Annotated in this window: 24 protein-coding genes; 4 read left to right on the forward strand and 20 right to left on the reverse strand. The window is 57.0% G+C overall.

Annotated elements, in window-relative coordinates:
• Positions 1-2 precede the first annotated feature (2 nt).
• The 17 genes from AUR64_RS05165 to AUR64_RS05240 form a co-directional block, all read right to left on the reverse strand.
• Complete coding sequence (locus AUR64_RS05165; RefSeq protein WP_058580888.1) at positions 3-776, reverse strand: metal ABC transporter ATP-binding protein; 774 nt, start codon at positions 774-776, stop codon at positions 3-5.
• Positions 773-994: a DUF7511 domain-containing protein gene (locus tag AUR64_RS21415; RefSeq protein WP_082230608.1), complete on the reverse strand. Its 222-nt coding sequence runs from the start codon at positions 992-994 to the stop codon at positions 773-775. The genes AUR64_RS05165 and AUR64_RS21415 overlap by 4 nt, the downstream gene beginning before the upstream one ends.
• Positions 991-2,520 (reverse strand): metal ABC transporter solute-binding protein, Zn/Mn family, encoded by a 1,530-nt coding sequence (locus AUR64_RS05170; protein ID WP_058580889.1) that lies wholly within the window; start codon positions 2,518-2,520, stop codon positions 991-993. The genes AUR64_RS21415 and AUR64_RS05170 overlap by 4 nt, the downstream gene beginning before the upstream one ends.
• Positions 2,521-2,628: 108 nt before the next feature.
• Positions 2,629-3,213 carry a MogA/MoaB family molybdenum cofactor biosynthesis protein gene (locus AUR64_RS05175; protein WP_058580890.1) on the reverse strand — a complete coding sequence of 195 codons (585 nt, stop codon included), beginning with the start codon at positions 3,211-3,213 and terminating at the stop codon, positions 2,629-2,631.
• Entirely contained in the window at positions 3,210-4,529 is a 1,320-nt protein-coding gene (locus AUR64_RS05180; RefSeq protein ID WP_058580891.1) for a GTP-binding protein, read from the reverse strand. Before AUR64_RS05180 ends, AUR64_RS05175 begins: the two co-directional genes overlap by 4 nt.
• The gene (locus tag AUR64_RS05185; RefSeq protein ID WP_058580892.1) at positions 4,529-5,779 is read right to left on the reverse strand and encodes a GTP-binding protein; all 1,251 of its coding nucleotides are present in this window, start codon (positions 5,777-5,779) and stop codon (positions 4,529-4,531) included. Before AUR64_RS05185 ends, AUR64_RS05180 begins: the two co-directional genes overlap by 1 nt.
• 274 nt (positions 5,780-6,053) lie before the next feature.
• Positions 6,054-8,423 carry a heavy metal translocating P-type ATPase gene (locus AUR64_RS05190; RefSeq protein ID WP_082230610.1) on the reverse strand — a complete coding sequence of 790 codons (2,370 nt, stop codon included), beginning with the start codon at positions 8,421-8,423 and terminating at the stop codon, positions 6,054-6,056.
• Between the two features lie 59 nt (positions 8,424-8,482).
• Positions 8,483-9,232 carry a helix-turn-helix domain-containing protein gene (locus AUR64_RS05195; RefSeq protein ID WP_058580893.1) on the reverse strand — a complete coding sequence of 250 codons (750 nt, stop codon included), beginning with the start codon at positions 9,230-9,232 and terminating at the stop codon, positions 8,483-8,485.
• A 370-nt stretch (positions 9,233-9,602) separates the two neighbouring features.
• A complete protein-coding gene (locus AUR64_RS05200) occupies positions 9,603-10,406 on the reverse strand; it encodes an energy-coupling factor ABC transporter ATP-binding protein (protein ID WP_082230612.1) in 804 nt (267 codons plus the stop codon).
• A gap of 68 nt (positions 10,407-10,474) precedes the next feature.
• The gene (locus tag AUR64_RS05205; RefSeq protein ID WP_058580895.1) at positions 10,475-11,287 is read right to left on the reverse strand and encodes an energy-coupling factor transporter transmembrane component T family protein; all 813 of its coding nucleotides are present in this window, start codon (positions 11,285-11,287) and stop codon (positions 10,475-10,477) included.
• A 2-nt stretch (positions 11,288-11,289) separates the two neighbouring features.
• Positions 11,290-11,613 (reverse strand): hypothetical protein, encoded by a 324-nt coding sequence (locus AUR64_RS05210; protein WP_058580896.1) that lies wholly within the window; start codon positions 11,611-11,613, stop codon positions 11,290-11,292.
• Positions 11,613-12,293, reverse strand: coding sequence for an energy-coupling factor ABC transporter permease (locus AUR64_RS05215; RefSeq protein ID WP_058580897.1), 681 nt, complete (start codon positions 12,291-12,293; stop codon positions 11,613-11,615). Before AUR64_RS05215 ends, AUR64_RS05210 begins: the two co-directional genes overlap by 1 nt.
• 137 nt (positions 12,294-12,430) lie before the next feature.
• Positions 12,431-12,841, reverse strand: a complete 411-nt coding sequence (locus tag AUR64_RS05220; protein WP_058580898.1) for a CopG family ribbon-helix-helix protein — start codon at positions 12,839-12,841, stop codon at positions 12,431-12,433.
• A 474-nt stretch (positions 12,842-13,315) separates the two neighbouring features.
• Positions 13,316-14,095, reverse strand: coding sequence for an ABC transporter ATP-binding protein (locus AUR64_RS05225; RefSeq protein WP_205628375.1), 780 nt, complete (start codon positions 14,093-14,095; stop codon positions 13,316-13,318).
• Positions 14,092-14,934, reverse strand: coding sequence for an ABC transporter permease (locus AUR64_RS05230; RefSeq protein ID WP_058580900.1), 843 nt, complete (start codon positions 14,932-14,934; stop codon positions 14,092-14,094). Before AUR64_RS05230 ends, AUR64_RS05225 begins: the two co-directional genes overlap by 4 nt.
• Positions 14,934-16,001: an ABC transporter substrate-binding protein gene (locus tag AUR64_RS05235; RefSeq protein WP_205628376.1), complete on the reverse strand. Its 1,068-nt coding sequence runs from the start codon at positions 15,999-16,001 to the stop codon at positions 14,934-14,936. Before AUR64_RS05235 ends, AUR64_RS05230 begins: the two co-directional genes overlap by 1 nt.
• Positions 16,002-16,306: 305 nt before the next feature.
• Positions 16,307-16,735 (reverse strand): CopG family ribbon-helix-helix protein, encoded by a 429-nt coding sequence (locus AUR64_RS05240; protein ID WP_058580901.1) that lies wholly within the window; start codon positions 16,733-16,735, stop codon positions 16,307-16,309.
• A gap of 179 nt (positions 16,736-16,914) precedes the next feature.
• Here AUR64_RS05240 and AUR64_RS05245 point away from each other — a divergent pair, with 179 nt between their 5' ends.
• Complete coding sequence (locus AUR64_RS05245; protein ID WP_082230614.1) at positions 16,915-17,406, forward strand: thermonuclease family protein; 492 nt, start codon at positions 16,915-16,917, stop codon at positions 17,404-17,406.
• A 418-nt stretch (positions 17,407-17,824) separates the two neighbouring features.
• On the opposite strand, the gene AUR64_RS05250 is transcribed toward AUR64_RS05245, so the two are convergent.
• From AUR64_RS05250 to AUR64_RS05260, 3 genes are all read right to left on the reverse strand, one after another.
• Positions 17,825-18,646 carry an HpcH/HpaI aldolase family protein gene (locus tag AUR64_RS05250; protein WP_058580903.1) on the reverse strand — a complete coding sequence of 274 codons (822 nt, stop codon included), beginning with the start codon at positions 18,644-18,646 and terminating at the stop codon, positions 17,825-17,827.
• Positions 18,647-18,751: 105 nt separating this feature from the next.
• The gene (locus AUR64_RS05255) at positions 18,752-19,558 is read right to left on the reverse strand and encodes a TrmB family transcriptional regulator (protein ID WP_058580904.1); all 807 of its coding nucleotides are present in this window, start codon (positions 19,556-19,558) and stop codon (positions 18,752-18,754) included.
• Between the two features lie 141 nt (positions 19,559-19,699).
• Positions 19,700-20,527, reverse strand: a complete 828-nt coding sequence (locus tag AUR64_RS05260; RefSeq protein ID WP_058580905.1) for a carbon-nitrogen hydrolase family protein — start codon at positions 20,525-20,527, stop codon at positions 19,700-19,702.
• Positions 20,528-20,618: 91 nt separating this feature from the next.
• Here AUR64_RS05260 and dctP point away from each other — a divergent pair, with 91 nt between their 5' ends.
• Genes dctP through AUR64_RS05275 form a run of 3 tightly spaced genes read left to right on the forward strand, consistent with a single transcriptional unit; the run spans position 20,619 to position 23,477 of the window.
• Positions 20,619-21,674 (forward strand): TRAP transporter substrate-binding protein DctP, encoded by a 1,056-nt coding sequence (gene dctP / locus AUR64_RS05265; protein ID WP_071391219.1) that lies wholly within the window; start codon positions 20,619-20,621, stop codon positions 21,672-21,674.
• Between the two features lie 10 nt (positions 21,675-21,684).
• Positions 21,685-22,185 carry a TRAP transporter small permease gene (locus tag AUR64_RS05270; protein WP_058580907.1) on the forward strand — a complete coding sequence of 167 codons (501 nt, stop codon included), beginning with the start codon at positions 21,685-21,687 and terminating at the stop codon, positions 22,183-22,185.
• Between the two features lie 2 nt (positions 22,186-22,187).
• The gene (locus tag AUR64_RS05275) at positions 22,188-23,477 is read left to right on the forward strand and encodes a TRAP transporter large permease (RefSeq protein WP_058580908.1); all 1,290 of its coding nucleotides are present in this window, start codon (positions 22,188-22,190) and stop codon (positions 23,475-23,477) included.
• The last annotated feature ends 163 nt before the right edge of the window (positions 23,478-23,640 follow it).

The following is a 23,640-nucleotide window of genomic DNA, read 5'->3' on the forward strand; positions in this document are numbered from 1 at the left end:
GGCTAGTGGTCGTGATGGAGGACATGCTGGTCGGTTCCGTACGCTCGTGCGAGCGCATCCGTCTCGACGAACTCCTCCGGATTGCCGTGGAAGTACAACTGGCGATTGAGACAAGCGACCTCCGTCGCGTACGTGGTGACGACGCCGATGTCGTGTTCGACGAGGACGACGGTCAGTCCGGTCGCGTTCAGATCGTGCAGGAGACCGTAGAACTCCTCTCTAGATTCGGCATCGACGCTGACGGTCGGTTCGTCGAGCGCGAGCAAGTCAGCCTCTGAGGCGAGTGCGCGGGCGACAAAGACCCGCTGTCTCTGGCCGCCGGATAGTCGGCCGACGCGACGTGACGCGAGATCGGTGATGCCGACCCGTTCCATCGCTTCCGAAACCGCTCTCCGGTCTTCGGTCGAGAACCGGCCGAAGAGTCGCCGTGGGTACCGCCCCATCTCGACCACCTCTCGAACCGTGACCGGCATATCGCGCGCCGCTTTCGTCACGTCCTGTGCGACGTATCCGATTCGTTCGCCGTCGTCGAACTCGTGCGCGGGTTGACCGAACAGGGAGACTGTCCCGTCGTCCAGCCGGCGCAGACCGAGCATCAGTTCGAGGAGTGTACTTTTGCCGCTCCCGTTCGGCCCGACCAATCCCAGAAACGCACCAGGTTCGACGTCGACGGATACTGATTCGAGAACTGAGACGTCACTGTAGCCGAACGTGACGTCGCCGGCGCTGATGATTGGGGATGTTGACCGTTTCCTATCTGTGGTTGTCGTCGTCATTGGCAGTCGTTGAGGTCGACGAACGCGTCCCCGTACGCCGTTATCCACGTCGTCGTCCGAAACGGAACAGCAACGTCTGGTGGATAAATCGTACAGGCCGGTCGCTCGTCTGGCCCGGCGACGATTGACAGTAATCCCGAGCGTGGCCGGTCAGGCGAACCGGGACTTGCGTTCCCATTCCACGTCGGCTCGGATTCGCTAGAGGCTCGGTCAGTCATGCTGCACCGAGTGCCTTCTTCAACGTCTCGAGATTGACGTTCTCCATGATTTCGACGTATCCCCAACCGTTATCGGCCCACTCCTGTGTCTGTCCAGGTATCGGCGTCAGCGGGAGAACTCCGGTGGCATCGGTCTCCGCGACGAGTTGATTCGCCGCCTTCTGGGATTCGAGTGGATCGGCACAGACGTACTGAAGTTCGTGCTCCGAGATGATCTCCTGCGCTCGCTCGATGTCCTTCGGGGTCGGCTGATCGTCCGGCGACAGTCCCGTCAGCGTCTGGACCTCGAACCCGTATCGTTGGCCAAGATACTGGAAGGCGTTGTGACCGGCAACGAATACGACGTCCGTCGAAGCATTCTCTAATGCAGACTGGAACGAACTGTCGAGTTCGTCGAGCCGAGTTCGGTACTCTTCTGCGTTCTCGGCGTACACGCTGGCGTTGTCGCCGTCGCCGTCGACGAACCCGCTGCGAATGTTGCTGACGGCCTCCTTCGCCCGCATCGGATCCAACCAGAAGTGCGGGTCGGTTCCTTCGGAGTGGCTGTGGCCGCCTTCTTCGTCGTCGTGGTCGTCGTGGTCGCCTTCGTGCGTTCCCTCTTCGTGCTCATCCTCAGCGTTGCCGCCGCTCTCGTGTCCGTGTTCGCCAGTGGTTTCAGTCACCTCGGGTTCGACAACTGACCCACTGGTGTCGGTGAGTGTCGCGTCGAACTCCGCGGGGACGTGCTGTCCGAACAGCACGTAATGGCCCTCCGCTTCGATGTCGAGGGTGAACGTCGTCTCACCGGAATCCGCGAACTGGAGGTGATAGAGGGTCTCGCTAGAGGACGTGAGCGTTCCGTCGTCTTGGACCTCCGTGTGCGTGTCGTGGTCGGTGCCGTAGAGGTGTGTTGCCGCCTCCTCGACGCGGTGAATCCCGTGGTCACCGCCCTCTTCGGTCTTGAGGACGGCGAGATGCATCTCGGGGTCTGGTCCCTCGTTGAACGTGTACGTATAGGAACCCGCTTCAAGATGGTACAGTCCAGCCCACTCCCAGAACGTCTCCTCGCTGTGGTCGTGTTCACCCTCGCCTTCGTGGCCTTCCTCGTGGTCCCCCTCGTGATCTTCTTCGTTCCCGTGGTCGTAGTCGTGACCGCCTTCGATGAGTTCGATCCCGTCACCAGCCGCCACGATGGTGACTTCGGTGTTGTCTTCACGGAGGCTCGTCACGAGGTCGTCAGCCCACGGTTGGAACCCTTCCATTCCGTAGATGAAGAGGTCCGAGTCGAGGACGGTTCCCTGAATCTGAGGCCCGGGCTCCCACCCGTGGCCGTGTTGACCGATTGGGACGAGTGTCTCGGCAGTGGCGATGTCGCCTGCAACTTGTCTGGAGAAGTCTCCGAAGACGAAGAACGAAGACTGTGCTTCCGGTCGGTCCTCGCTGGAACCACCGGAGTCGACGTCACTCGACGTACAGCCTGCCAGAGCGCCGAAAGCGGCGGCACCGAGTCCAGTTCTGATGATTCGTCGTCGGGTGTAACGGTTCATGTATTGTTAAACACTCCAAGGAAAATAATAAGAGCTGTGATTAGAGTCTTGAGAATTAATAATCAATCGACGTACTTCCGACCCGAACGTGGGGCTCGAACGTTGTCCTCACTCGTTCGTCTCGCCAGCTAGATGTCGCGTCGCGAGTCCAGCGAGATGCGGCGCTTCGTTGACGATGATCTCTGCCGTCGCGAGTCGAACGGCGTTTTCGCTTCCGGGCAGCACGAACACTGGCACGTCACGGCCGATACCCGCGGTTGCACGAGTCGAGACGACTCGCGTCCGGACCTCTTCCCACGAAAGCCACCGGAACGCCTCGCCGAATCCCGGGAGTTCGCGGTCGAAGAGGTCGCCAACCGCATCGGGTGTGACGTCGTCGACGGTGACACCCGTCCCGCCCGTGGTGATGACGACGTCGACGTCTTCTCGGTCGAGACACTCGCTCACAGTCGTCTTGATTCGGACGTAGTCGTCTGGAACAATCTGTCGTGCTGTGACGACGTGACCCGCGTCGACGAGGATACTCGCAATCGCGTCGCCACCGGAATCAGAGGGTGCCGTCTCGACGATATCGCCGCGAGACGTCGACACGGTGACGATGGCCACGCCGAGTGGGTCGATACAGTCGTGCCCGTGGGAATCGGTTGTCCGTCGGTCTTGGGCGGGTGGGAGTTCTCGGGCGTTCTGAGTCATTGGCCCTCACCGACCACGAGGCGTTGTTGCATCGGGGGCTGAGACCACTCTATCGTCCCTGGGAACGGATTCTCGAACGTGTCCCAGTCGTCGTCCAACTCCATTTCTGTCTCCGAGAGGAGGCACTCGTCGAGCGTTTCGACGAGATGAGACTCGTCCATCCCTGCACCGATGAAGACGAGTTTCGTCTCCCGGTCACCCCACTTTTCGTCCCAGTGGCGGTCCGCCCCCGATTCGCGGTATGATTCGCGCTGGAAATCCGGAAGCGTGACCGCCCATCGACCGTTGACCTCGACGTGGGTCTGCGTGCCCGCCTGACTTAGGTCGAGGGCGTAGCGATCGCGACCAGCGACCCACAGATGTCCTTTCGCGCGGACGACGGAATTGGGGAACGAGCAGAGCCACTCGTGGAACCGCTCGGGATGGAACGGCCGGTGGCGCTCGTAGACGAACGACTCGACACCGAACTCCTCGGGTGGGTGGAGATGGTCGTGTTCGTGGCTGTGGTCGTCACTGTGTCCGTGTTCGTGACCATGGACATCTATCTCCACCTCAACATTGTGCTCGTGCAGAGCATCGTCTGTGGCGTCGCCGTGGTCTGAGGAGATGAGCTGTCTCCAGCGGGCGGCGTTACTCGCCTCGTCCTTGTCGAACCGCCCTGTCCCGAGGATTCGCTCAGGGTCGACGGCGCTTTCGGTCGTCCGAACGATGTCTACTCCGGGGTGAAACGTTCGGATAACACGCTCGACCTCTTCGCGCTCCTCCGCAGAGACGAGATCGCACTTGTTGAGGACGAGAACGTCACAGAACTCGACCTGCTCGGCGAGCAGATCCGAGAGTGGGCGAGCGCCGTCTTCGGTCGGATTGAGTGGCTCATCGAGGACGAACGTCTGGTGGAACTGGTGGGCGTCGACGACGGTGACCGTCGTGTCGAGTTCGTACAACGACGAGGCCCGCGCCGGTGAGACGAATCGCTGTGCAATCGGAACTGGGTCGCTGATACCCGAGGCTTCGATGACCAAGTAATCGAACTCCTCGTCGAGGGCGAGACGCCGTAGTTCTTGATCCAGTTCGTTTTGCAGTCCACAACAGATACACCCGTTCGACAGTTCCGTGACACCACCGTCGTCCATCGAGAGGTCCGAACCACTCTCGATGAGGTCGGCGTCGACGTTCACCTCGCCGACGTCGTTGACGAGGACCGCGATGTCGTACTGTTCGCTGCCGACAGTGAGGAGGTGGTTGAGTAGGGTCGTCTTTCCCGCACCGAGCCCACCGCTCAGAACCGTGACCGGGGGTTGGTCTTCGAAGCTCATTAGTTATCAGCCAGCGCTAGCTCGCGCTGTTCATCCGGGCTGAACGGATCTGGGTACTCGTTCCAATCTTCGTCCATCTCCGCGTCCGTGAGAAGACAGTCGTTTAGTCGTTCGACCAGTGGTTCCTGATCGAATTCGCGGCCGATGAACACGAGTTGGATTCCACGATCACCCCACTGTTCATCCCAATCCTCTTTGATTCCGGGACGGGCCTCGAAGTACCGTTCCCGATCTGCCTTCGAGAGCGTAGCGATCCACCCACCTTTCGGACCGGCACGAACGGACTGCCCTGCTTTGTCGAGTCCCATCGCAACGTCTTCCCGACCTGCCGACCAGAAAAAACCCTTCGCGCGGACGATTTCGTCCGGAATGTCGGTGAAGAGTCGAGCGATACGCTCGGGGTGGAACGGCCGGTCGGCCCTGAACACGAAGGAGGTGACGCCGTGCTCCGCTGCGGTTCCTTCGTGATGATGTCCGTGTCCCTCTCCGTCCTCATCATGGTGATGTCCGTGCTGAAGTTCCCGCAGCCACCCCGCGGACTGACTCGCCTCGTCGAAGTCGAATCGCCCCGTGTTCAGGATATTTTTCGGATCGACTGCACCGTGTTCGGTGCGAACAATCTTCGCTCTGGGCTGGAGTGCTTTCAGTACTATTTCCATCTCTTCTAACTCTTTTTCGGGCACGAGGTCGCATTTATTGAGGAGGAGGACATCACAGAATTCGATCTGGTCCATGAGTGCTTCCTCGGGAACGCGGTTACCCTGCGGATCGATGGAGTCGTCGGTGAGTGCCTGTCCTGAATCGAAACCTTGCCAGAAACTGTGTGCGTCGACGACGCTGACCATCGTATCGAGTGCGTAAACCCCCGTCGGGTCGAACTCCGCGTCCTCGAATCCGCGGGTGAACGTCTGTGCGACCGGGATCGGCTCGCTGATCCCGGATGACTCGACGAGGAGATACTCGAAGTCCCGTTGTTCGGCCAATCGTCCCACCTTTTCGAGCATATCTCCACGAAGCCGGCAACAGATGCAGCCGTTCGACAGTTCGATGATCTCCTCGTCGTTCTGAGTGAGTTCTGACTCATGTTCGATGAAATCGGTGTCGACGTTTACCTCACCCATGTCGTTGACGACGACGGCGGCGTTCAGGTCTTGCTCGTTACTGAGGATGTGGTTGAGTGTCGTTGTCTTTCCGGCACCGAGGCTTCCACTTAGGATAGTCACCGGAATCGAATCGTTGCTGAACAGCATGTGGTAGTTATGAATTCAAGGTATTAAAATACTAATCATGATGCTCTAATTGTGGTATATATAATAGAAATTGGTAATAAGACACATAAGTTTATTATGCGTGCGTCGTTTCATCCCCACTCCCGAGGCGCTACACGGCCTTCGACGAGGACATCAGGGAACTGACCGACTAGGTGCGAGGCAGAACGAGGAGAGAATGAAGCCTCCGACCGAGGAAGACAGGGTCCGGTAACAGTTCCAGCAGTACAGCAGGTTTGAAGGGTGAGGGAGGACGTCAGGCGTCGAAGATCCGGTCAGGCTCTATCCGTGACAGCCTCATCGCGTTCCCGGTTACGCCAAGACTCATCCCCATGTCGCCGACCACGACCGCAAGCGCGACGCTCACCAGCCCCAACGGCACACCGAGGGCGAGCATGAACTTCACGCCGAGGCTCGCCCAGATGCTCTGCCGGATCACGCCGTTGGCCGTATTCGATAGTTCGTACAGGTAGGGGAGTCTCCCGATGTCGTCGCCCATCAGTGCGATGTCGGCGGTCTCCAGTGCAGTATCTGTCCCTGCCGCACCCATTGCGACACCCACGTCGGCGGTCGCCAGTGCGGGCGCGTCGTTGATACCGTCGCCGACCATCGCCACCTCACCATACTCTGCCTGTAACTCCTCGATAGCGTCGACCTTCCCCTCGGGGAGGAGTTCTGCGCGGTACTCGTCGATGCCGACCTGCTCGGCGATGACACGGGCAGTGCCTTCGTTGTCCCCGGTCAGCATCACCACGTGTTTCACACCCAGTTCGTGTAGGCGTTCGACGGCCCCCTTCGAGGCTGGGCGCACCTCGTCGGCGATGGCGATGGCGCCCAGCAACTCCGACTCCGTCCCGACGATGACGACTGTTTTGCCCTCCCGCTCCAGCGCAGCGAGTGCATCCTCGGTGAATGCTCCGTCGTCGGTCTCAATCGTGCCCGCCGACGGAACGCCGCCGTCGGTCGCCGAGCGGGCCCGCGGGAGGTCGAAGCCCAGTTCCTCGAAGAGCGCGGGCTTGCCCGCGTAGTACGTCTCGCCATCGATCTCGCCGCAGATACCCTTGCCCGTCAGGCTATCGAAGTCCGTGGGGTCAGGCAGTTCGCTCACGCCTGCCTCGTCGGCATGGACGAGGATCGCTTCGGCGATGGGGTGTTCGCTGCGGCGCTCCAGCCCGGCGGTGTGACGGAGCAGCGTCGCCTCGTCAGTGTTGCCGGCTAAAACGACGTTAGTGACGGCAAGTTCGCCCTTTGTGAGCGTCCCTGTCTTGTCGAGGGCGACGGCGTCGACCTCACCCATTGCTTCGAGGTAGTTCCCGCCCTTGATCAGAACGCCGTTCTTTGCGGCGCTGGTGATGCCCGATACCACGGAGGCTGGCGTTGAGATGACGAACGCGCACGGGCAAGCGATTACCAACAGTGTGAGCCCGCGGATGAACCACGTCTGCCAGTCGCCGGCAAAGGTGATTCCATACCCAGACACTTCTACCGACACAGGGTCGGCGATGACCAGCAGCGGAATGGCGGCGGTCAGGATTGCCAGTACGACCACCAGTGGCGTGTAGTAGCCAGAGAAGCGGTCGACGAACTGCTCGGTCTCGGTCTTTTTCGCCTGTGCGCCCTGCACCATCTCAATGATGCGCGAGAGCGTCGAGTCCCCTGCTGTCGACGTGACTTCCACCTCGAGGTAGCCCTCCTCGTTGACGGCACCGGCATACACTTCGTCGCCTACTGTTTTATCAACGGGAACGCTTTCGCCGGTAATCGGTGACTGGTCGACCGCACTCTCGCCCTCAACGACCGTTCCGTCAAGCGGAATCTTGCTTCCGGGCCGGACAACAACCGTCTCGCCTACCGCAACCTCATCGGCAGGCATCGTCACTTCTTCGCCGTCGCGCTTGACGGTGGCCTCGTCGGGCGACAGCTCCATCAGCTCGCGTAGGGAGTCACGGGACCTGTCCATCGCGTAGTTCTCGAGTAACTCGGCGATGCTGAACAAGACGGCCAGCGTGGCTGCCTCGACAAAGTAGCCGATGCCGGTCGCGGCGATGATCGCCGTCCCCATGAGTAAGTCGATGTCCAGACTCCGGTTCTTCGCAGAGTAGTAGCCGCTGCGGACGACGGGGACGCCACTGGCGGCGACGGCACCGAGGAACAGGACGTCGGCGACGTGAAGCGGATAGTCGAGAAAGCTCGCTATTGCGACGTTTTGGCCAGTGAAAAGGAACTCGAAGAACAGGCCGAGAGTGACGAACGCCGTGCCGATCCACGTCTTCATCGCGCGGGGACTCGTCCAGACCTCCGATGCCGGCGCGATGTCGACGTTGTCGACGGCCTTCTCTCGCTCATCAGTGTCGGAATCCGACCCTCCGACGACCTCGTAGCCGGCGGCCTCGATCGCCTCGACCACGTCGGTCTCGCTGGTGCGGTCAGAGACGTACGTGACGTTGGCCGTTCCGGTGGTCGGTTGGAGTGTGGCCTCGACGACACCGTCGACGCGCTGGAGGCTCTTATCGACCTTCTGGGCGCAGGACGGACAGTCCATCTCGGGGACGACGAGACGAGCGGTCAGTTCCCGTCGCTGTCCGCTCCCGCTCGCCTGCTTCGCTGTATCCGACTTCTCTGCCATCACCTCACGGTAGGCGCGTCAGTTCGATAAGCATCAGTTGGAATATTCCAATCTGTGTATCAACGTGTTGTCGGCGGCTCTCCCTGTACTTGCTCGCCCGCGACGTGCTGCTTCGCCAAGTGTTCCTCCGCCCGACGGAGTCGGTAGGTGAGCGTCGACCGCGGCACGTCAAGATGCTCAGCCAACTCGCCAACGTCGATTTCGCGTGGAGACTCGTAGTAGCCGTGTTCGACGGCTGCAAGGAGTGCGGACTCTTGCTCCGACGGCAGGCCACTTTCTCTCTCGTCGGCACCTCTCACCGACGCCGTCGTGTCCGCGGTTCGGAGCATCTCCATCCGGGCACAGTCCCCGACGGCGGCTTCAAGCGCAGCGAAGAACGCGGCCACGTCACCCTCACCGGAGTGGATGAGTCGCCACGTGTAGTGACGACCCTCGTGGCGGGTTTCGAATAGTACGCCGTCGCCGAGGTGGTCGTGGGCAATGTGGGGGACGGACGTGCAACTGTTGGTTCGCTCCCAGTCGGAGTAAAGGACGAGCGTGTCGTCCGTGCGGTCGAGGACGTGAGCGGTCTGGGTGGCGCCACAGTCACCAGTAGCGAGACAGTCAGCGTAGTAGTCGCTGGTAAGGAAAGCGTCCTCGATGGCGTCGAGTGCGTCCGGAGTACCGTTGGCGTGGTCGACTCGCCAGAGCTGCTCGGCGGTGGCGTGCAGCGAGAGCGAGCGAACACGGGTATCGGGGTGGTCGGCGAGAGCGTCCCCCACCTTGTTACATCCCGGCTCGTATTCGAGGGCGAAGACGAGTTCGCGCATGCCTACGCATAGAAGTTGATTGGATATAGCATGTCTGCTCAGTGCTGCCATCGTGTTGACTGGACTCAGGCCATGTCGTCGGAGTCGTGTTTCCCTTGCATTCGCTGGGCTTTGGCGGCGTACTACTCCTTCAGATACGGCGTGGTTGACCGACCTGAAATCGTCCGGATCGGCCAACAGTGGCCGTCGTGTCGCGGACATCGGCGAAAGAGTGACCGCTCGTTTCTTGCGGTACTACTGCTCGCCGTTCGAGGTCGTGTAGATAGAAAGTGGTGAACAGCGACGAGAGGATGGATTCGCGTCTACGGAGGAAGACATCAATCGATCGGTAGAGTTCTACTTTCCGAAGCTGTGCAGGATGATACAGGCCTTAGTCGCGTTCGCTGCTATCGGTTGAGGATGTTTGTAGAGTTTCTGAATCGCCAGTTTCTGTGAGGAGTGCAACGAGATCAGCTTCCGTTACTGGCTGTGCGGTCGCATCCAACGCCGCATCGCGAGCCACACGAACTGCACTCGGTGGGTGAAGATTCGCGTCATCCAATAGTGCGTCGTCGTAGAACACCTCTCGTGGCGTACCATCTCCGACGACGTTGCCGTCGGCCATTACACAGACCCGATCGGCGACCTGAGCAGCGAAGTCAAGGTCGTGGGTCGACAGAACGACGCTGATATCCTCCTGATGAATCTCCTTGATTCGTTTTGCGACAAGCTGAGATCGCTCGGGATCAAGCCCTGCGAGCGGTTCGTCGAGTACGACAACGCTCGGCTCGAGTACCAACACGCCGGCGAGACCGACGAGGCGTTTCTCGCCACCGCTCAGGTAGTGTGGAATCCGGTCTTCGAGGTGGCTCGCGTCGACGGTCGTAAGCGCCTCACGAGCACGCTCTCTCGCTTCGTCACCGGAGACACCGTAGTTCTGAAGCCCGAACATCACGTCATCGAGGACCGTTGGCGCGACGAGTTGTGTATCGGCGTCCTGAAAGACGAAGCCGACTTGTTTCCGGGCGTGGGCCCTGTTCTCTTCGGTAATCGGGGTACCGCCGACGACGAGTTCGCCGTCGTCGGGCACGAGTGTCGCGTTCAGGTGTTCGAGGAGCGTCGATTTTCCCGCGCCGTTGCCACCGAGTAGTGCGACGACTTCGTCGGGGAAGACGCTGAACTTGACGTCGTGCATCCCGACTGTCCCGTCTGGGTAAGTGTGCGCCTCACATTGGAGATCGATGAGGGGAGGCTTATCTCGGCTCACAGTCCCACTCCGTAGACCCCGACCGCCGCGTAGCCGACGACGGTGACGTATGCGCCAGCGACGACCACGAGTTCGTGGACCGGCGGCCGGGAGACGTCGCCGTACAGCGTGATGTCGCCGTTGTACCCGCGGGCTTCCATGGATTTGACGAGCCGTTCGGACTGCTCGATCGCCGTCAGCAAAGTCATGCCGAGGATTCTCGCGTACAGTCGTTTGTTCGACCAGAACTCAGAGAGGTTCGCTCCCCGAGAAAGCACGGCTTTCACCAGATCCTCGAGCGTCTCGATCATGACGAACGTGAACCGATAGGTGAGCAACGCGATCTGATCGATCGGCCGTGGTAGCAACCGTCCGAGTAGGTATGCGACGTCGTTGTATTTGGTCGTCATCGACGCCGCCAGCGTAAACGTGACAACGGTGAGTGACCGACAGCTGAGTTCAGCGAAGAGAACGAGCCCCGCCCACGTGACCGATAGTTCGCCGAGCGGTGTCGAGAGCGCGCCACCGATCGGCGTCCCTGGTTCGAGAAAGGCCAGCGGCCCAGCCACGGAGACGATGAACAGTAGTGGGAGAGTGTACCAGCCAGCGAGTCGTCGATACGGAAGTCCCGCCACCCCGTAGACGAGCAGAACGGCGCCGTACAGGCCGGCCAAGAGCACGAGTCGGTCGAACACCGTGACCGCGAGGACGAGTGCGCCGACGATGCCGACTTTGGTCCAGGGATTGACGCGGTGCAGCGGTCCGTCCTGACGCTCGGCGAACGCGGTGATGAGCCGTGGGTCGGGAACGTGGTTCGAGAGTGTCGTCACGATTACCGGGCCGAACGTTCTCCGTCCTCGAAGCCGCCGTAGCGGTCGGCGTAGACGTACAATCCGATACCGAAGACGATTAGCAGGACAACGAGTCCGCCGAATTCAAGCATCATTCCGCCCTTTCGGATGGGACCGGCCACGACGATGCCGCGGCCAAGGTCGACGAGCGCGCCGCCGCTCTGCTGCACGCCACGCTGGAGTGTCTGGGCGGAGCGCTTGGCCCACGGGAGTGCACCGCCGGTCGCGGTGAAGCCCCAGAAGCCAGCAGCGAGAAAGGCCGCGAAGAGAGCAGCCAAGCCACCGTACTGCTTCCAGCGCTGCATCAGGCCGTCACCCCGGTGGTTTCGTCGCGGGTGTCGCGGTCGGCGAGGCCGACAAGGTCGGGGCGTACGGAGGCGAGGAACTGAACGATGAAGCCGGTCAGGATACCCTCGATGACGGCGACGCCGAGGTTGAGTCCGACGAGGCCGGCGACAGCGATTGCCAGATCACCACGGGGCAGCGCGCTCCCGTTCACACCACTGATAACGATGATGACACCCATCAGGACCGCCCCCGCAGAGAGGCCGAGCGTCGCCGCACTCGCGCTGGCGGGGAAGACGTCCCAGTCCATTCCCATCAGCGTCTTGAACGCGTAGTAGGCGACGATGGCTTCACTCGCGTTGACGAGCGTGTTCGCGCCGAGCAGACCGACCGCACCGTGGCCAAGTGCCGCCGAGAAGATGTTCACGACCAGCGCGATGAGCGCCCCGAGCAGCGGCCCAGCGAGAATACCAACGAGGCCGGTGAGATTCATGTGAATACCACCCCAAACCGGGATATTCAACTGGAAGATCGCAAAACTCGCGGCCGCGGCGATTCCGGCAAGCGCGATCTGTTGAGTTCTGATACCGCCCTTCCGGACCCGGTACACTACGCTGCCGATCAGCCCGACAGCAAGCAGGGTCCAGAGAGCCAATGCCCACAAAGGGAACGCTCCTTCACCGAGGTGAATATGTGCCATAGTTGTTTGTCAATTCTTATCCTAATTATAATAAAGTTGCTGTGCTGGGCCAGAGTAGATAACAACAATGGGGCAAAGTGACGTTGTGACTTGATAGAATTGGACCGACACGTCTGTAGAGGCCAGCGATATCATGTCTAGTACTCGCCGATCTCTGTGTTCATTACATCGACGGGTACGACCGTATATTCGACCGAGACTGACTCATCTGCTCCGCGGACGGTCCCAATAAATCGCAAGGCGTCCTCGTACGCAGCTTCGATGACGAAGGTCTCGACACAGCCTGCGTTCCCTTCGAGGCAGTTGTGAGAGTTCGACCGAATCGACGCTTCGAATTCGTGGCGAATATCCATCATCCGACGCTCGATTTCCGGTTCGTCGTATCCGAAGACGGCAGTAACCGTTGCCAAGACTCGCCGGCCCTCGTAATCTGTTTCTTGGTACTCGTCGAGCAGTGACTGGCACGCTTCGCGGATGACCTCACTTCGGCCACTGTAGCCGTGTTCCTCCGCAAACGTGTCAAGTTCGTCCCGGAGTCGCTCCGTCATCGAGGAGCTCACAATGGGCATATATTAAAAATAAACTCGCAGATAATAGAGATGACGGTGTAGGGGGCGTCAATTAATAATCCATCTATGAGAGTGTACCAGCAATTAGTGTCACTCGGGCTCCCCGGTATAAAGTCAAGACTGCATCGTGTCGTCCATCGTCTACTTGAGTAGTGCGCCTATATTGACTGCAGGGAAATGCGTCGAGTTGGTTGCCTCCGCCTGATTCCGCCGGACTAAGCAGGCAGAAAGACTCGGTCTGCCTTTCGTGAGTAGCAACGTTAGAAGGACGTGGGAGAAATCGTTCCCTTTCTGACGAGTATTTAATAGTGACGAAAATATTCGACACTTCGTCTATTGATATATTCTACAATTCCTCGTGGAAAGGAAGTGTGTTCTGAAATTGGGCCATCATCCGAAGCTGCGATCTCTGACAATTACCCGGACAGACCCGACTTCTTCGCCTCGTGGAAATTATCTAGTATCTGTTGGGCTTCCGAGTTCGTCCCTGATTTTCGCAACGTAGTCGACGAAGTCATGATCCGTTCGTTCACGCGGACGTTCCAGGTCGATGGAAAACGTCGACTGCACGGTCCCTGGGTCAGTGCCCATCACGACGACCCGGTCGGCCAACGTCACCGCTTCGTCGATGTCGTGCGTGACAAACACGACGGTCTGTTCGGTCTGCGCCCAGATATCCAGCAATTCGGCGTGTAGCCGGTCACGCGTCCGAGCGTCGACACTGGCGAACGGTTCGTCCATCAGTAGGATTTCCGGATCGGGGGCGAGAGCGCGAGCGATCCCGACACGTTGTTTCATGCCCCCCGACAGCTCCTTCGGATACGCGTCCTCGAAGTCGTCGAGTCCGACGAGATCGACCAGTTCCCGGACCCGTCCCTCACAGTCCGCACAGTCACACGCGGGCCGGTCGAGACCGAATCGGATGTTCCCGCGGACGGTCCGCCAGGGGAACAATGCGTACTCCTGAAAGACCATGCCCCGGTCCAGACCCGGCCCAGTAACCGGGTCATCGTCGACCAGAACCGACCCACTGTCTAGGTCGTCGAGGCCCGCTATCGCCCGCAGCAGTGTCGTCTTCCCGCACCCGGACGGGCCAACGACACAGCAAAACTCGCCCTCTGGCACCGAAAACGAGACATCTTCGAGCGCTTGCATTGACTCATACGATTTGCTGACGTTCTGGACGCTGATCTTCTCGCTAGACTCCTTGTTGGTGGATGGTAGCTTACTCATCGCCACGCGAGCACCCTCCGTTCGAGTAGTCGGAACCCGACGTCCATACAGAGGAACGCCAGGCTAATCAGGAACATGTAGGCGACGCTGGTCGCCATTGCGAGGTTGTTCGAGGCGTTGATGATTTCGTAGCCGACGCCGGGTGCGCCGAACAACTCCGCGCCGACGACGATCATCCAGCAGCGACCGATGCTCGTCCGGAACCCGGTCAACACCTGGGGGGCGGCGCTCGGGAGTGCGACGAGTTTCAGCATCGAGAGGTCGCGCTCTACGCCGAGCGTCGACGCCGCATCGGTCAGGTCGCTGGAGACGCCTTCGACGCCACCGTAGGCTCCGTAGAAGTTGATCCAGAACGCACCGACGAAGACGATGAACGCCGCCCCCGTGTGGCCGATTCCGAACCAGACGATCGCAAAGACGACCCACGCCAGCGGCGGGATCGGTCTGAGAACCCGGACGAGTGGCCGCAACCAGTCGTCGAGCGCCCCGTTCCAGCCCATCGCCAGTCCGAGACTGATTCCACAGCCCGCACCGAGGAGGAGGCCAGGAACGTAGTGGAACAACGTCTCTGCGAGGTGCGCGAGCCCGGTCGGCAACACTGGACTCGACCCCAGTACGGGGACGACGATCGAAGTCGATGTCGCAAACAGGTCGACGAACGCACGCGCCGAATCGACCGGTCCCGGCACCAGATACGACGGTTGGGTAGTCGTCGCGCCAACCCACCAGACGAGGAGGAACACGAGGAGACCGCCCAGACCGCGTAGATACCGGCGCAGGTCCCCCTCGAAGCTACCGGCGACTACCGCGTCGGAACTGGTGTCGGTCTGCGTGCTCATTACTGGGTTGCGTCGTAGGGGCCGAACGCGAACAGGTTCTCCGTCGCGACTGGTTCCTCTATGTTCCCGACGTTTGCAACGAACTCACCCATCGTCGCGGCCTGGTCGGTGATCGCGTGCGGGTCCGAGATAAACTCCGATGCCTTCGACTCCATTGCGGCCTTTGCGAGGTCCTCGCTTACGCCAGAGCCGATCACCGACGCGGCGTGGGTGGCGGCAGCATCGGGTGAGTCTTCGGCGAACTCAGTTGCCGCGATGTGCTGTTCGACGAGCGATTGTGCGACCTCACTGTCGTCGAGCACACGTTGGTTCGCGAACAGCACTGTGACGGGGTGGTTCTCCAAGATGTTGCCGGACCAGGCGAGTTCGCTGAAGCCCTCTTCTTGGCCGATGATCGTCGCAAACGGTTCCTGGATGATCGTCGCATCGATGTCTCCGGATTGGATTGTCTGCACCGCCTTCGCCGGTGGGACTTTGGACTTATCGATGACGGACTCCATCTCACCGACGTCGAGGTCCTCTTGAATCCAATACCGAAGCACGATGTCGGGGACGCTTCCGTCCGGTGGGGCACCGAACCGGACCTTACGGCCGCGCTCTTCCTCGAAGCGCTCGAACGTGGCTGGCCCTTCCTGTTCGTAGAGGTTGGCGAGTTCGGTTGTACCCATCACTTTGAAGCCGTTTCTCGAGTTTGCTGCGAGGATACCGGCGTCGGTCCCCTTGTCGACGAGGACCATTGCAGGGGTAATTCCGAAGAGCGCAACGTCGACGTCGCCGCTGGCGAATGCCTTGACGACGTTCGGCCCCGAGCTGAAGCGCTCTACGGAGACTTCTGCCGGGATATTCTCGTAGTAACCCTCTCCCTTCATCACGTAGTGCTGCATATTCGGGTAAATCGGGACGTACCCGACAGTCAGAGAACCGAACGACGTGCTACTGGAGTCAGATGAGCTGTTGCCGGAATCAGATGATCCACCGTTTTGACCGATGCAGCCAGCGATTCCGGTGATACCAACCGCACTCGCTCCTGCTCCTCGGAGCAGCGTCCGCCGTGTGACTTGGTCCATTGGTGTTGTTAACACAAGGTTCTGGTATAATAACTCCTGTGATTCGAGAGTAGAATCTTAATAATCGGGAGCTACTATACGAGGAGATTTTGCTAGCCCTCCTGGTTCGGTTCAGTAGGGGGAGTGCTCTATTCTGAACATCACGAACGGAGCAAGCGAGTGCTGTGATCGAACAGGACCACAAAACCCGAGAAATGTCTGTAAGTTACCCACGACTGAACTCGTGGGCTTCCTCCTTGCATCTGTGCGAGCAGGGCGAGTGCCTCGAGATCAAGCTCCGAGACAGTTCACCAAAGCCATCGGAATCAGTTCATGTCGGCGAGCGGACCGAAGTCATCCACAGGTAGCACAGAGTAGTCGATTGTGAGCGTGTCTTTCGTCGCCCGAATCTTCCCGACGAACGTCGAGATCTCTTCGAGCGAACCCTCGAGGACGAACAGTTCCATACAGTGATGGCCGCCGACGTGGCTGTGGAAGTTCGAAGCGACGATGCCCTCGTGCTCGTGACGGAGGTGCATCATCTTCTCCTCGACGCTTGTCGTTTCGTAATCGAAAACCACTGTGACGACCCCCATCAAGTCACGGTCTTCGAGTTTCGTATCTTCGAACTCACCCAGCAGATTCCGGCTCGCCTCACGAAGTACTTCACTACGACCAGTATAGCCATGATCGTCCGCGAACTGGTCGATTCGATTGAGCAACTCTTCCGGCATCGAGACGCTGACCACGCTCATGTAACAACACAGTGCGACAAAAATATTAAACTTTATTATTTTCAGTGCAGTGAGTACCGTGATTACAGGTAAGACACCCATGCTCCTGTGAGCTACCGGTACCTCCGGAGACTCAGAGCGGTGCACAGACGGGAACTTGTCTACTGAGGGACAAATTTTTTGTTGGCAAAATTCTCGACGTGTATTCAGTCGGATCGAAGAAAACAGAAGGCACGCATCAAAACCATCCTCCGAGGTTGTGGGGTGAGAAAGTCACCCTCAAATTCGACGACAACGAGCCACGGCGCGGATACTACGACCGCCTCCTCGCGTACGTCATACTCGACGGAGAAGACTTCAACCACGAACTAGTGAAAAATGGCTACGGCCGCGTGTACGACAGCCAGTTCATGAAACAGGACTCATACTACGAGTCCGAGGAAACTGCACAGAACAACAATCGTGGGGTGTGGGAGTGTACCGACATCTCAACCCCAACGCCTACCCCTACACCGGAACCCGAAGACGATGACGAAGATATTGATCTTCCGCCATTGCCTGAAGACGGCGACTACAACTGTGGAGACTTCGACACCCACGAACAAGCTCAATACGTCTACGAACAGGACACCAGCGATCCTCACAGACTCGATGGCGACAACGATGGCACCGCCTGTGAATCACTGAACTGAGCGAAAAATCGCGGCCTATCTTTGGAGAGTCATTGGAAGTCAGTGGTAAATCGGGGAGTCTGAAGCAGCTTACACTCATTCCCTCAGACACAACACGTGGGTTGCTGACTCAGTACTGATGCTCGAAACTCAACTGAACGTCGCGTACACAACGGCGATTCTCACTTGGAAGTACTCTCTCCTAACGACTTCCCAGTACCACCAAGAGCAGAGTTCTCTCAAACGTTTGTGAAAGCACTATCTTCTAGATAGCTTAAGTATCACGTTCAAGTATATCGACTCACGCTCAAAGACGTCAAATGGGTCTGTGAGTATCGCCTTCAGACTGAGTGATCTGATGGATAAAAGCACTCCAGAAGGATTCCAAATCGTGGTTATACTGGCACTGGCTGCCAGTTGAGTCACAAAAAGGCCAATGTTAGATGTTGAGTCGTGTTTTGGTGAGAGTGCGAAGGCGTTGTCCGAAAACATCACGAACAGCACTGAATTCGTTTCCGAGTCCGAGGAGTCGGTACCCGTCATCGATTGCTTGTTCGGTGTCGTCAAGGGTTGGGAAGTTACTTCCCAAGAGTCCGAGTAACGGAATGTCTCGTTCGAGGCTGGCTGTTTCGACTTGGGTGAGTGCTTCTGTGACTTCCGGGTGGCCGTACTCAAGGGTATGGTTCATCGAGACACCGAGGTCGCCCGGGCCGGGGAAGACGAAGCCAAGCTCTGGAACGTCCAGGATTTCATCGATATTGTTGACTGCGGTTTCGTTCTCGATAAGGACGCCCATGAGGACGCTTTTATCTTCGTCGTGGTGGTATGAGGTGTCGCCATCCATCGAGAGAAAAGAACCGTAGCCGCTTGTGCGGCCGAAACTGAGCCCTCGTTCTCCAGGTCTGCCGTCGTATGAGTAGTATGCAGCTTCGATTGCCGTTTCTAGTTCGTCGCGTGTTTTGACTCGTGGGACGATGATATTGCGGACACCTGTGTCGAGTACTTTCCGGATTTGGGCTGGGTTATTGTCTGGGACGCGTACGATAAGTTCGGTGTCGCTGCATTCTGCAGCGCGCAGCATGTGTTCGAGGTAGTTGCTGTCTGTTGCGCTGGGGTTTTTGTGTTCGAGGTCCAGCCAAATCCAGTTGAATCCGAGTTCGCCATAGATTTCGACGAGTGCGGGACTTCCGGTTTCGACGCTTGCTCCGAAGAGAGCGTCGTCAGCATCAAGTCCTGTTTTGATTGCGTTTGTTTGTTTCATTAGTCGGTATAATTGCCCTGTACAAACGACATATAGATTGTTTACCACTGCGCAAGGATACTAATTATCTCAGACACTTATCGGTTAGCTGCTTACCTCGAAAGCTCACTCTGAGAGCGCAGTACCCTGTTTCCACAGTAAATCGAAGAGGTGACTAAGTGTACGGTAGAGATAGGGACTGCGGGTGGCAAACCCAACGTACTTACTGTCGTCATGCGTTCTGTATGCCATCACGATTTCCTCACCGTCATAGAGATAGATTTTCCCCTCAACATTTTCAGCCATCCGAATATCTGCCCATTCGCTCGCTGCGCCGATAACTGCGTCATTCAGTGGTTCATCGGATGCGAGAAGAATTTGGATGTTCACACCATCTTCGGCTCGAGCGGCAAGACATTCTTTATGATGATTAGCGACGCGTTTGAGTGCATACGCCGTTGTCATCATCCGAATCTCCGATTCTGTACGCTGACAGAGTTGTCCCATAAGTTCTCGAATGTGTTCCCTTTCGTTGTAGGACCAGCCGATGTCCATTTCTTCGCTACCTTGCCAGCGAGACAGGGCGTTGGAGGTTTCCTCAAGGAACTCCGCACCGAGTTCTTCGACTTCGCTTAGCTTTTCATCGAATTCTGCACGTTTATGCCTCGTGTACTGTGCGATTGCTCGTTCTGGGTCAACCGACCCGTATTTCTTCGGGCGTCCAGGCTGGATTGTGACAAAGCCGAGCTCTTCGAGTTCTTCGAGGACGTCATAGACCCGTGATTGAGGGATGTTTGCTTCTGATGAGGCTTGTTTGGCCGTTGAGGTTCCTCTAATGAGGAGCGCAATGTATGCTCGTGATTGGTAGTCAGACAGACCCAGCTGTTTGAGATATGGAATTAGGCTGCTGTCTGGGTCGGGGTGGTTTGCCATGAGGATACGACGTGGGAGGGTAAGCACTTTGAAAGCGGTTGCGATTGGCACGGTTGTAATTGTCACACAGATATGAAGAGAAAACCCACGGCTTCGCTCGTAGGCGACTGACACAGTCGTTATACCTGACGCACTGTTGTCCTATTCTGGAAGTTCGTAGACATTTGGTCGTGCATGACGAAGGCTCTGGAGATCACGTCGAACCGCATTGAGATAGTCCATATCGATAGTCGCGGTGATCATTTCTTCGCGATCTTTCGCTTTCGAGATGACATTACCCCATGGGTCAACAATAAGGGTTCGACCGTAGGTAGGAACCGACGAAGGTTTGTCTCCAATTTGACCGGGGGCGATTATGTAGGCTTGGTTCTCGATGGCACGAGCACGAAGGAGTGACTCCCAGTGATCTTTTCCAGTGAACATCGTGAATGCTGCCGGTACGAGCATAACGTTCGCGCCGCGGTGGGCCATCGTTTGGTAGAGCTGTGGAAATCGGAGATCGTAGCAGATAGAGAGCCCCAGCGTGGCGAATTCAGTTTCGACAGTTACTGCTTTGTCACCGGGTGCGACACAGGCAGATTCTTGATATTCGACGTTTCCATCCAGTTCGATGTCGAAGAGATGCGACTTACGGTAGGAGTTGAGTACGTTCCCATCTGAATCAATAACGACAGATGTGTTGTATACGCGGTCGGAGTCTGGGATTTGTTCGAAGAAACTGCCTGTATGAACGTACAGGTCATTCTCGCGGGCTTTTTCGGCGAACTTGTTCACTGTTGGGCCGTCGAGAGGTTCTGCAATTTCGGGGTAGCGGTCTTTGTCTCCGATGTATGTCACCATTTCAGGGAAGGTAACGAGGTCTGCACCAATTTCGCTAGCTTCGTCGACAAAGCTGAGTGCTCTGTTGAGGTTGTCTTCTTTGGTGTCTTTCGAGTCCATCTGGCAGGCTGCGGCCACGAATTGTGACATAGCTCAGTAACTCCGTGATGGGTGTGAGTATGTTATTCACTACCGGAGAGTGGTGACATACTATCATGGCCGGTTTGAATAATGATGAGATATGGGATTTGAAGAGCACACCCCAGTATCAAACCGGACGACACGAAGACAGTTCCTGAAGACAGCAGGCGCTATTGGGTCGATCGGAGTCGCAACAACTGCTGGTTGTATGGGTAGCGCCGATAATGGTGGTTCAACGAATTTCCGTTTCAATATTCCAACAGGTGATAAATCGATTCAAGGAAAGACCCCGCAGTGGTTCAAACAAGAAGTAGAGGAACGTTCTGGAGGCGACGTAACCATTGAACTCTTCTTTAATGGGGAACTTGGTGGCCAAGTCGAATCGTTCGAGAATATGTCGAGTGGCGCTGTCGATATGTTCATTACTGGATTTTCGCTCGCAGGTACGCAATACGAGCCCGTGCAAGTATTTGACACACCCTACATGTACCGCGATTACGAACATATTCTCGAAGCGACTGATCCGGAACAATCAGATGTTGCAAAGGAACTGATTGGGAATCTTGTCGAGGAGACAAATATCCGCGCAATTGGGTCTGTTGTACAGGGAACACGGCGTCTCACACTGAGTGGTGAGCCAGCACATCATCCTGATGATTTGAAGGGCCGGAAAGTACGCGCCGTGCCTATTGATATGATGTTTGAAGCCGTAAACGGGATCGGCGCTAATGCGGTCAATATTGACTGGAGTGAAGTGCCGTCTGCACTCTCTACAGGCTCTGTTGATGGGCAAGAGAATCCATACAACATCATTTGGAATGCAGGCGTGTACGAGAGTCAAGACTACCTCATTGAAACGAATCATATGGATTCAACCCTCCCCATCTACATCAGTGAGCACTCCTGGAAGAAGCTCTCGTCCGACCAACAAGATATCTTCCGTGAGTCCATGAAAGCAGTACAGCCGAAGGCGTTGGATGAACTCGAATCTTCGCTTTCAGACCTCAAACAAAAAATCGGTGATGAAGTCGAAATCATCGAATCGAAAGACATCGATATGCCAGCATTCCAGTCATCTGTCCGGAGTCATATCCGTGAGAAATTCCCAGACTGGATAGACACCATCGAAAAAATTCACGGTGGCGACTACCAGTAGATCCTTAGCCATGTCTCACCGTTTTCAAACAATCCGAAGCAGGCTTTCCCCAGAGAGCATTAGTCACATACTCTATGCAGCGGCGACACTCTGTTTGTTCTTAGTCGGAGCAACCTTATTCGCTCAGATCGTCACACGAGCATTCAATATCGGGTTCGCGGGACTGCAGGTGCTTGCACAACTCCTCGCTGTGTGGATGACGTTTCTTGTAGTGGGGAACATCGAACTTGAAGATCGTCATATCGAGATCGACTTCTTCGTTGAGAAGCTCCCGAACAAGCCTCAAGCTGTGCTCAGGCTGTTCGTGATGACAGTGAACATTTTCGGTGCAGCAGTCATCCTCCTCTCTGCTCTCACAGCAATTGGTGCATCGTGGGGAACTACGCTCTCATCCATCCACATCCCAACGCCCGTGCTCCATGCTGCTCCAGTTATCGGGATGACACTGCTGCTCGGAAGCTATCTTGGGCAACTTCGAGACGTAGTCTATTCACTGCGAGGTGGTGAGTAATTATGGTTGAATTCAATGCTGGGCTATTAGTGGTTCTTGCGTTCCTTGTGTTGGTCCTCATCCGGACACCGGTTTTCATCGCTCTGGCGGTCCCTCCAATTGTTTATATTTTCGTCAAGGGTTTCCCACTTGTATTCCCTGCTCAGCGGATGGTACGGATGCTTGACTCATATACGCTGCTTGCAATTCCGCTGTTTATTTTCGTTGGCAGCCTCATGAACCACGGTGAAATCACAGACAAGATATTCGATTTCGCAAACAGCCTCGTTGGCCACTTTGACGGTGGCCTTGCACAGGTGAATATCTTCACCAGTCTCATTTTCTCAGGGATTTCAGGATCTGCCTTAGCTGACATCGGAGGAATCGGTCGAATTCTCATCCGTGCAATGGAGAATGAAGGCTACGACAAAAGCTACGCCGCGGCTCTTACGAGCGCTTCAGCGACTGTTGGACCTATCTTCCCTCCAAGTATCCCACTCATTATCTACGGGCTCGTAGCGCAGGTGTCTGTCTTATCGCTTCTAATCGCTGGTGCACTTCCTGCGGTGTTTGCCGTTATCACACTCATGATTGGGACTGCTTGGATTGCGAAACGTGACGGCCTTCCCAATAACGGCGAATCGCTATCTGCCCGACGTGTCTTGTCTACGATGCGTGCAGCGCTCCCAGCGCTTCTGACACCTCTCGTTTTACTCGCAGGCATGTTTAGTGGACTTTTCGGGCCAACGGAAGCAGCGGCCTTCACTACAGTGTACATTATTCTTGTTAACGCACTCTACTACCGAGTTTTGAATCTCAGATATATTTGGGACGCAGGTGTCGAAACCGTACAGACGACAGGAACTGTTGTTATTATCCTCGGTAGCGCCGGCCTTTTCAGCTGGGTTATCGCTGCTGAGAACGTCGATAACATATTTGCGACGCTGCTCTTCTCAGTATCGCAGAATCCGCTAGTCGTGCTCTTGTTAGTCAACATTCTCTTATTGGTACTTGGTCTGTTCCTCGACCCGATTGCAGCTATGATTATGTCGATCCCAATCGTGGTTCCACCACTCACTCAACTTGGCATTGACCCGGTCCACATCGGTGTTATCATGGTATTCAACCTGATGCTTGGGTTGCTCACACCCCCACTTGGTCTCTCGATCTTCCTTTCAGCGGATGTCGCTGATGTACCCGTGAGTGAGGTCATAAAGGAGACTAAAGCCTATTACGTGCTCTTGTTGGTCGTTCTCCTCGTCATCACCTACGTACCAACAGTGAGTCTGTTGCTACCAAGTCTAATGAACTGAAGGCGTGCAAACTTTTCGTGGATTAGAGGTGACTCATTCCCTGTGGTAAACGTCGTGGCTTTCCCACGTTCGCAGAGAGGTCGTGGCAGCATAATACCAGATAGAGAGTAGAGTACACAGATCTCTCAGAAGAATCATCACCTAAACACTAGAGAACCAGTGT

It is taken from the genome of Haloprofundus marisrubri (assembly GCF_001469955.1).
Classification (GTDB): Archaea; Halobacteriota; Halobacteria; order Halobacteriales; family Haloferacaceae; genus Haloprofundus; species Haloprofundus marisrubri.

Excerpts from the sequence above, each read along its gene's own strand:
- AUR64_RS05165 (WP_058580888.1), bottom strand. The coding sequence starts at position 776 with ATGACGACGACAACCACAGATAGGAAACGGTCAACATCCCCAATCATC.
- AUR64_RS21415 (WP_082230608.1), bottom strand. The coding sequence starts at position 994 with ATGACTGACCGAGCCTCTAGCGAATCCGAGCCGACGTGGAATGGGAAC.
- AUR64_RS05170 (WP_058580889.1), bottom strand. The coding sequence starts at position 2,520 with ATGAACCGTTACACCCGACGACGAATCATCAGAACTGGACTCGGTGCC.
- AUR64_RS05175 (WP_058580890.1), bottom strand. The coding sequence starts at position 3,213 with ATGACTCAGAACGCCCGAGAACTCCCACCCGCCCAAGACCGACGGACA.
- AUR64_RS05180 (WP_058580891.1), bottom strand. The coding sequence starts at position 4,529 with ATGAGCTTCGAAGACCAACCCCCGGTCACGGTTCTGAGCGGTGGGCTC.
- AUR64_RS05185 (WP_058580892.1), bottom strand. The coding sequence starts at position 5,779 with ATGCTGTTCAGCAACGATTCGATTCCGGTGACTATCCTAAGTGGAAGC.
- AUR64_RS05190 (WP_082230610.1), bottom strand. The coding sequence starts at position 8,423 with ATGGCAGAGAAGTCGGATACAGCGAAGCAGGCGAGCGGGAGCGGACAG.
- AUR64_RS05195 (WP_058580893.1), bottom strand. The coding sequence starts at position 9,232 with ATGCGCGAACTCGTCTTCGCCCTCGAATACGAGCCGGGATGTAACAAG.
- AUR64_RS05200 (WP_082230612.1), bottom strand. The coding sequence starts at position 10,406 with ATGCACGACGTCAAGTTCAGCGTCTTCCCCGACGAAGTCGTCGCACTA.
- AUR64_RS05210 (WP_058580896.1), bottom strand. The coding sequence starts at position 11,613 with ATGCAGCGCTGGAAGCAGTACGGTGGCTTGGCTGCTCTCTTCGCGGCC.
- AUR64_RS05215 (WP_058580897.1), bottom strand. The coding sequence starts at position 12,293 with ATGGCACATATTCACCTCGGTGAAGGAGCGTTCCCTTTGTGGGCATTG.
- AUR64_RS05220 (WP_058580898.1), bottom strand. The coding sequence starts at position 12,841 with ATGACGGAGCGACTCCGGGACGAACTTGACACGTTTGCGGAGGAACAC.
- AUR64_RS05225 (WP_205628375.1), bottom strand. The coding sequence starts at position 14,095 with ATGAGTAAGCTACCATCCACCAACAAGGAGTCTAGCGAGAAGATCAGC.
- AUR64_RS05230 (WP_058580900.1), bottom strand. The coding sequence starts at position 14,934 with ATGAGCACGCAGACCGACACCAGTTCCGACGCGGTAGTCGCCGGTAGC.
- AUR64_RS05235 (WP_205628376.1), bottom strand. The coding sequence starts at position 16,001 with ATGGACCAAGTCACACGGCGGACGCTGCTCCGAGGAGCAGGAGCGAGT.
- AUR64_RS05240 (WP_058580901.1), bottom strand. The coding sequence starts at position 16,735 with ATGAGCGTGGTCAGCGTCTCGATGCCGGAAGAGTTGCTCAATCGAATC.
- AUR64_RS05250 (WP_058580903.1), bottom strand. The coding sequence starts at position 18,646 with ATGAAACAAACAAACGCAATCAAAACAGGACTTGATGCTGACGACGCT.
- AUR64_RS05255 (WP_058580904.1), bottom strand. The coding sequence starts at position 19,558 with ATGGCAAACCACCCCGACCCAGACAGCAGCCTAATTCCATATCTCAAA.
- AUR64_RS05260 (WP_058580905.1), bottom strand. The coding sequence starts at position 20,527 with ATGTCACAATTCGTGGCCGCAGCCTGCCAGATGGACTCGAAAGACACC.
- dctP (WP_071391219.1), top strand. The coding sequence starts at position 20,619 with ATGGGATTTGAAGAGCACACCCCAGTATCAAACCGGACGACACGAAGA.
- AUR64_RS05270 (WP_058580907.1), top strand. The coding sequence starts at position 21,685 with ATGTCTCACCGTTTTCAAACAATCCGAAGCAGGCTTTCCCCAGAGAGC.
- AUR64_RS05275 (WP_058580908.1), top strand. The coding sequence starts at position 22,188 with ATGGTTGAATTCAATGCTGGGCTATTAGTGGTTCTTGCGTTCCTTGTG.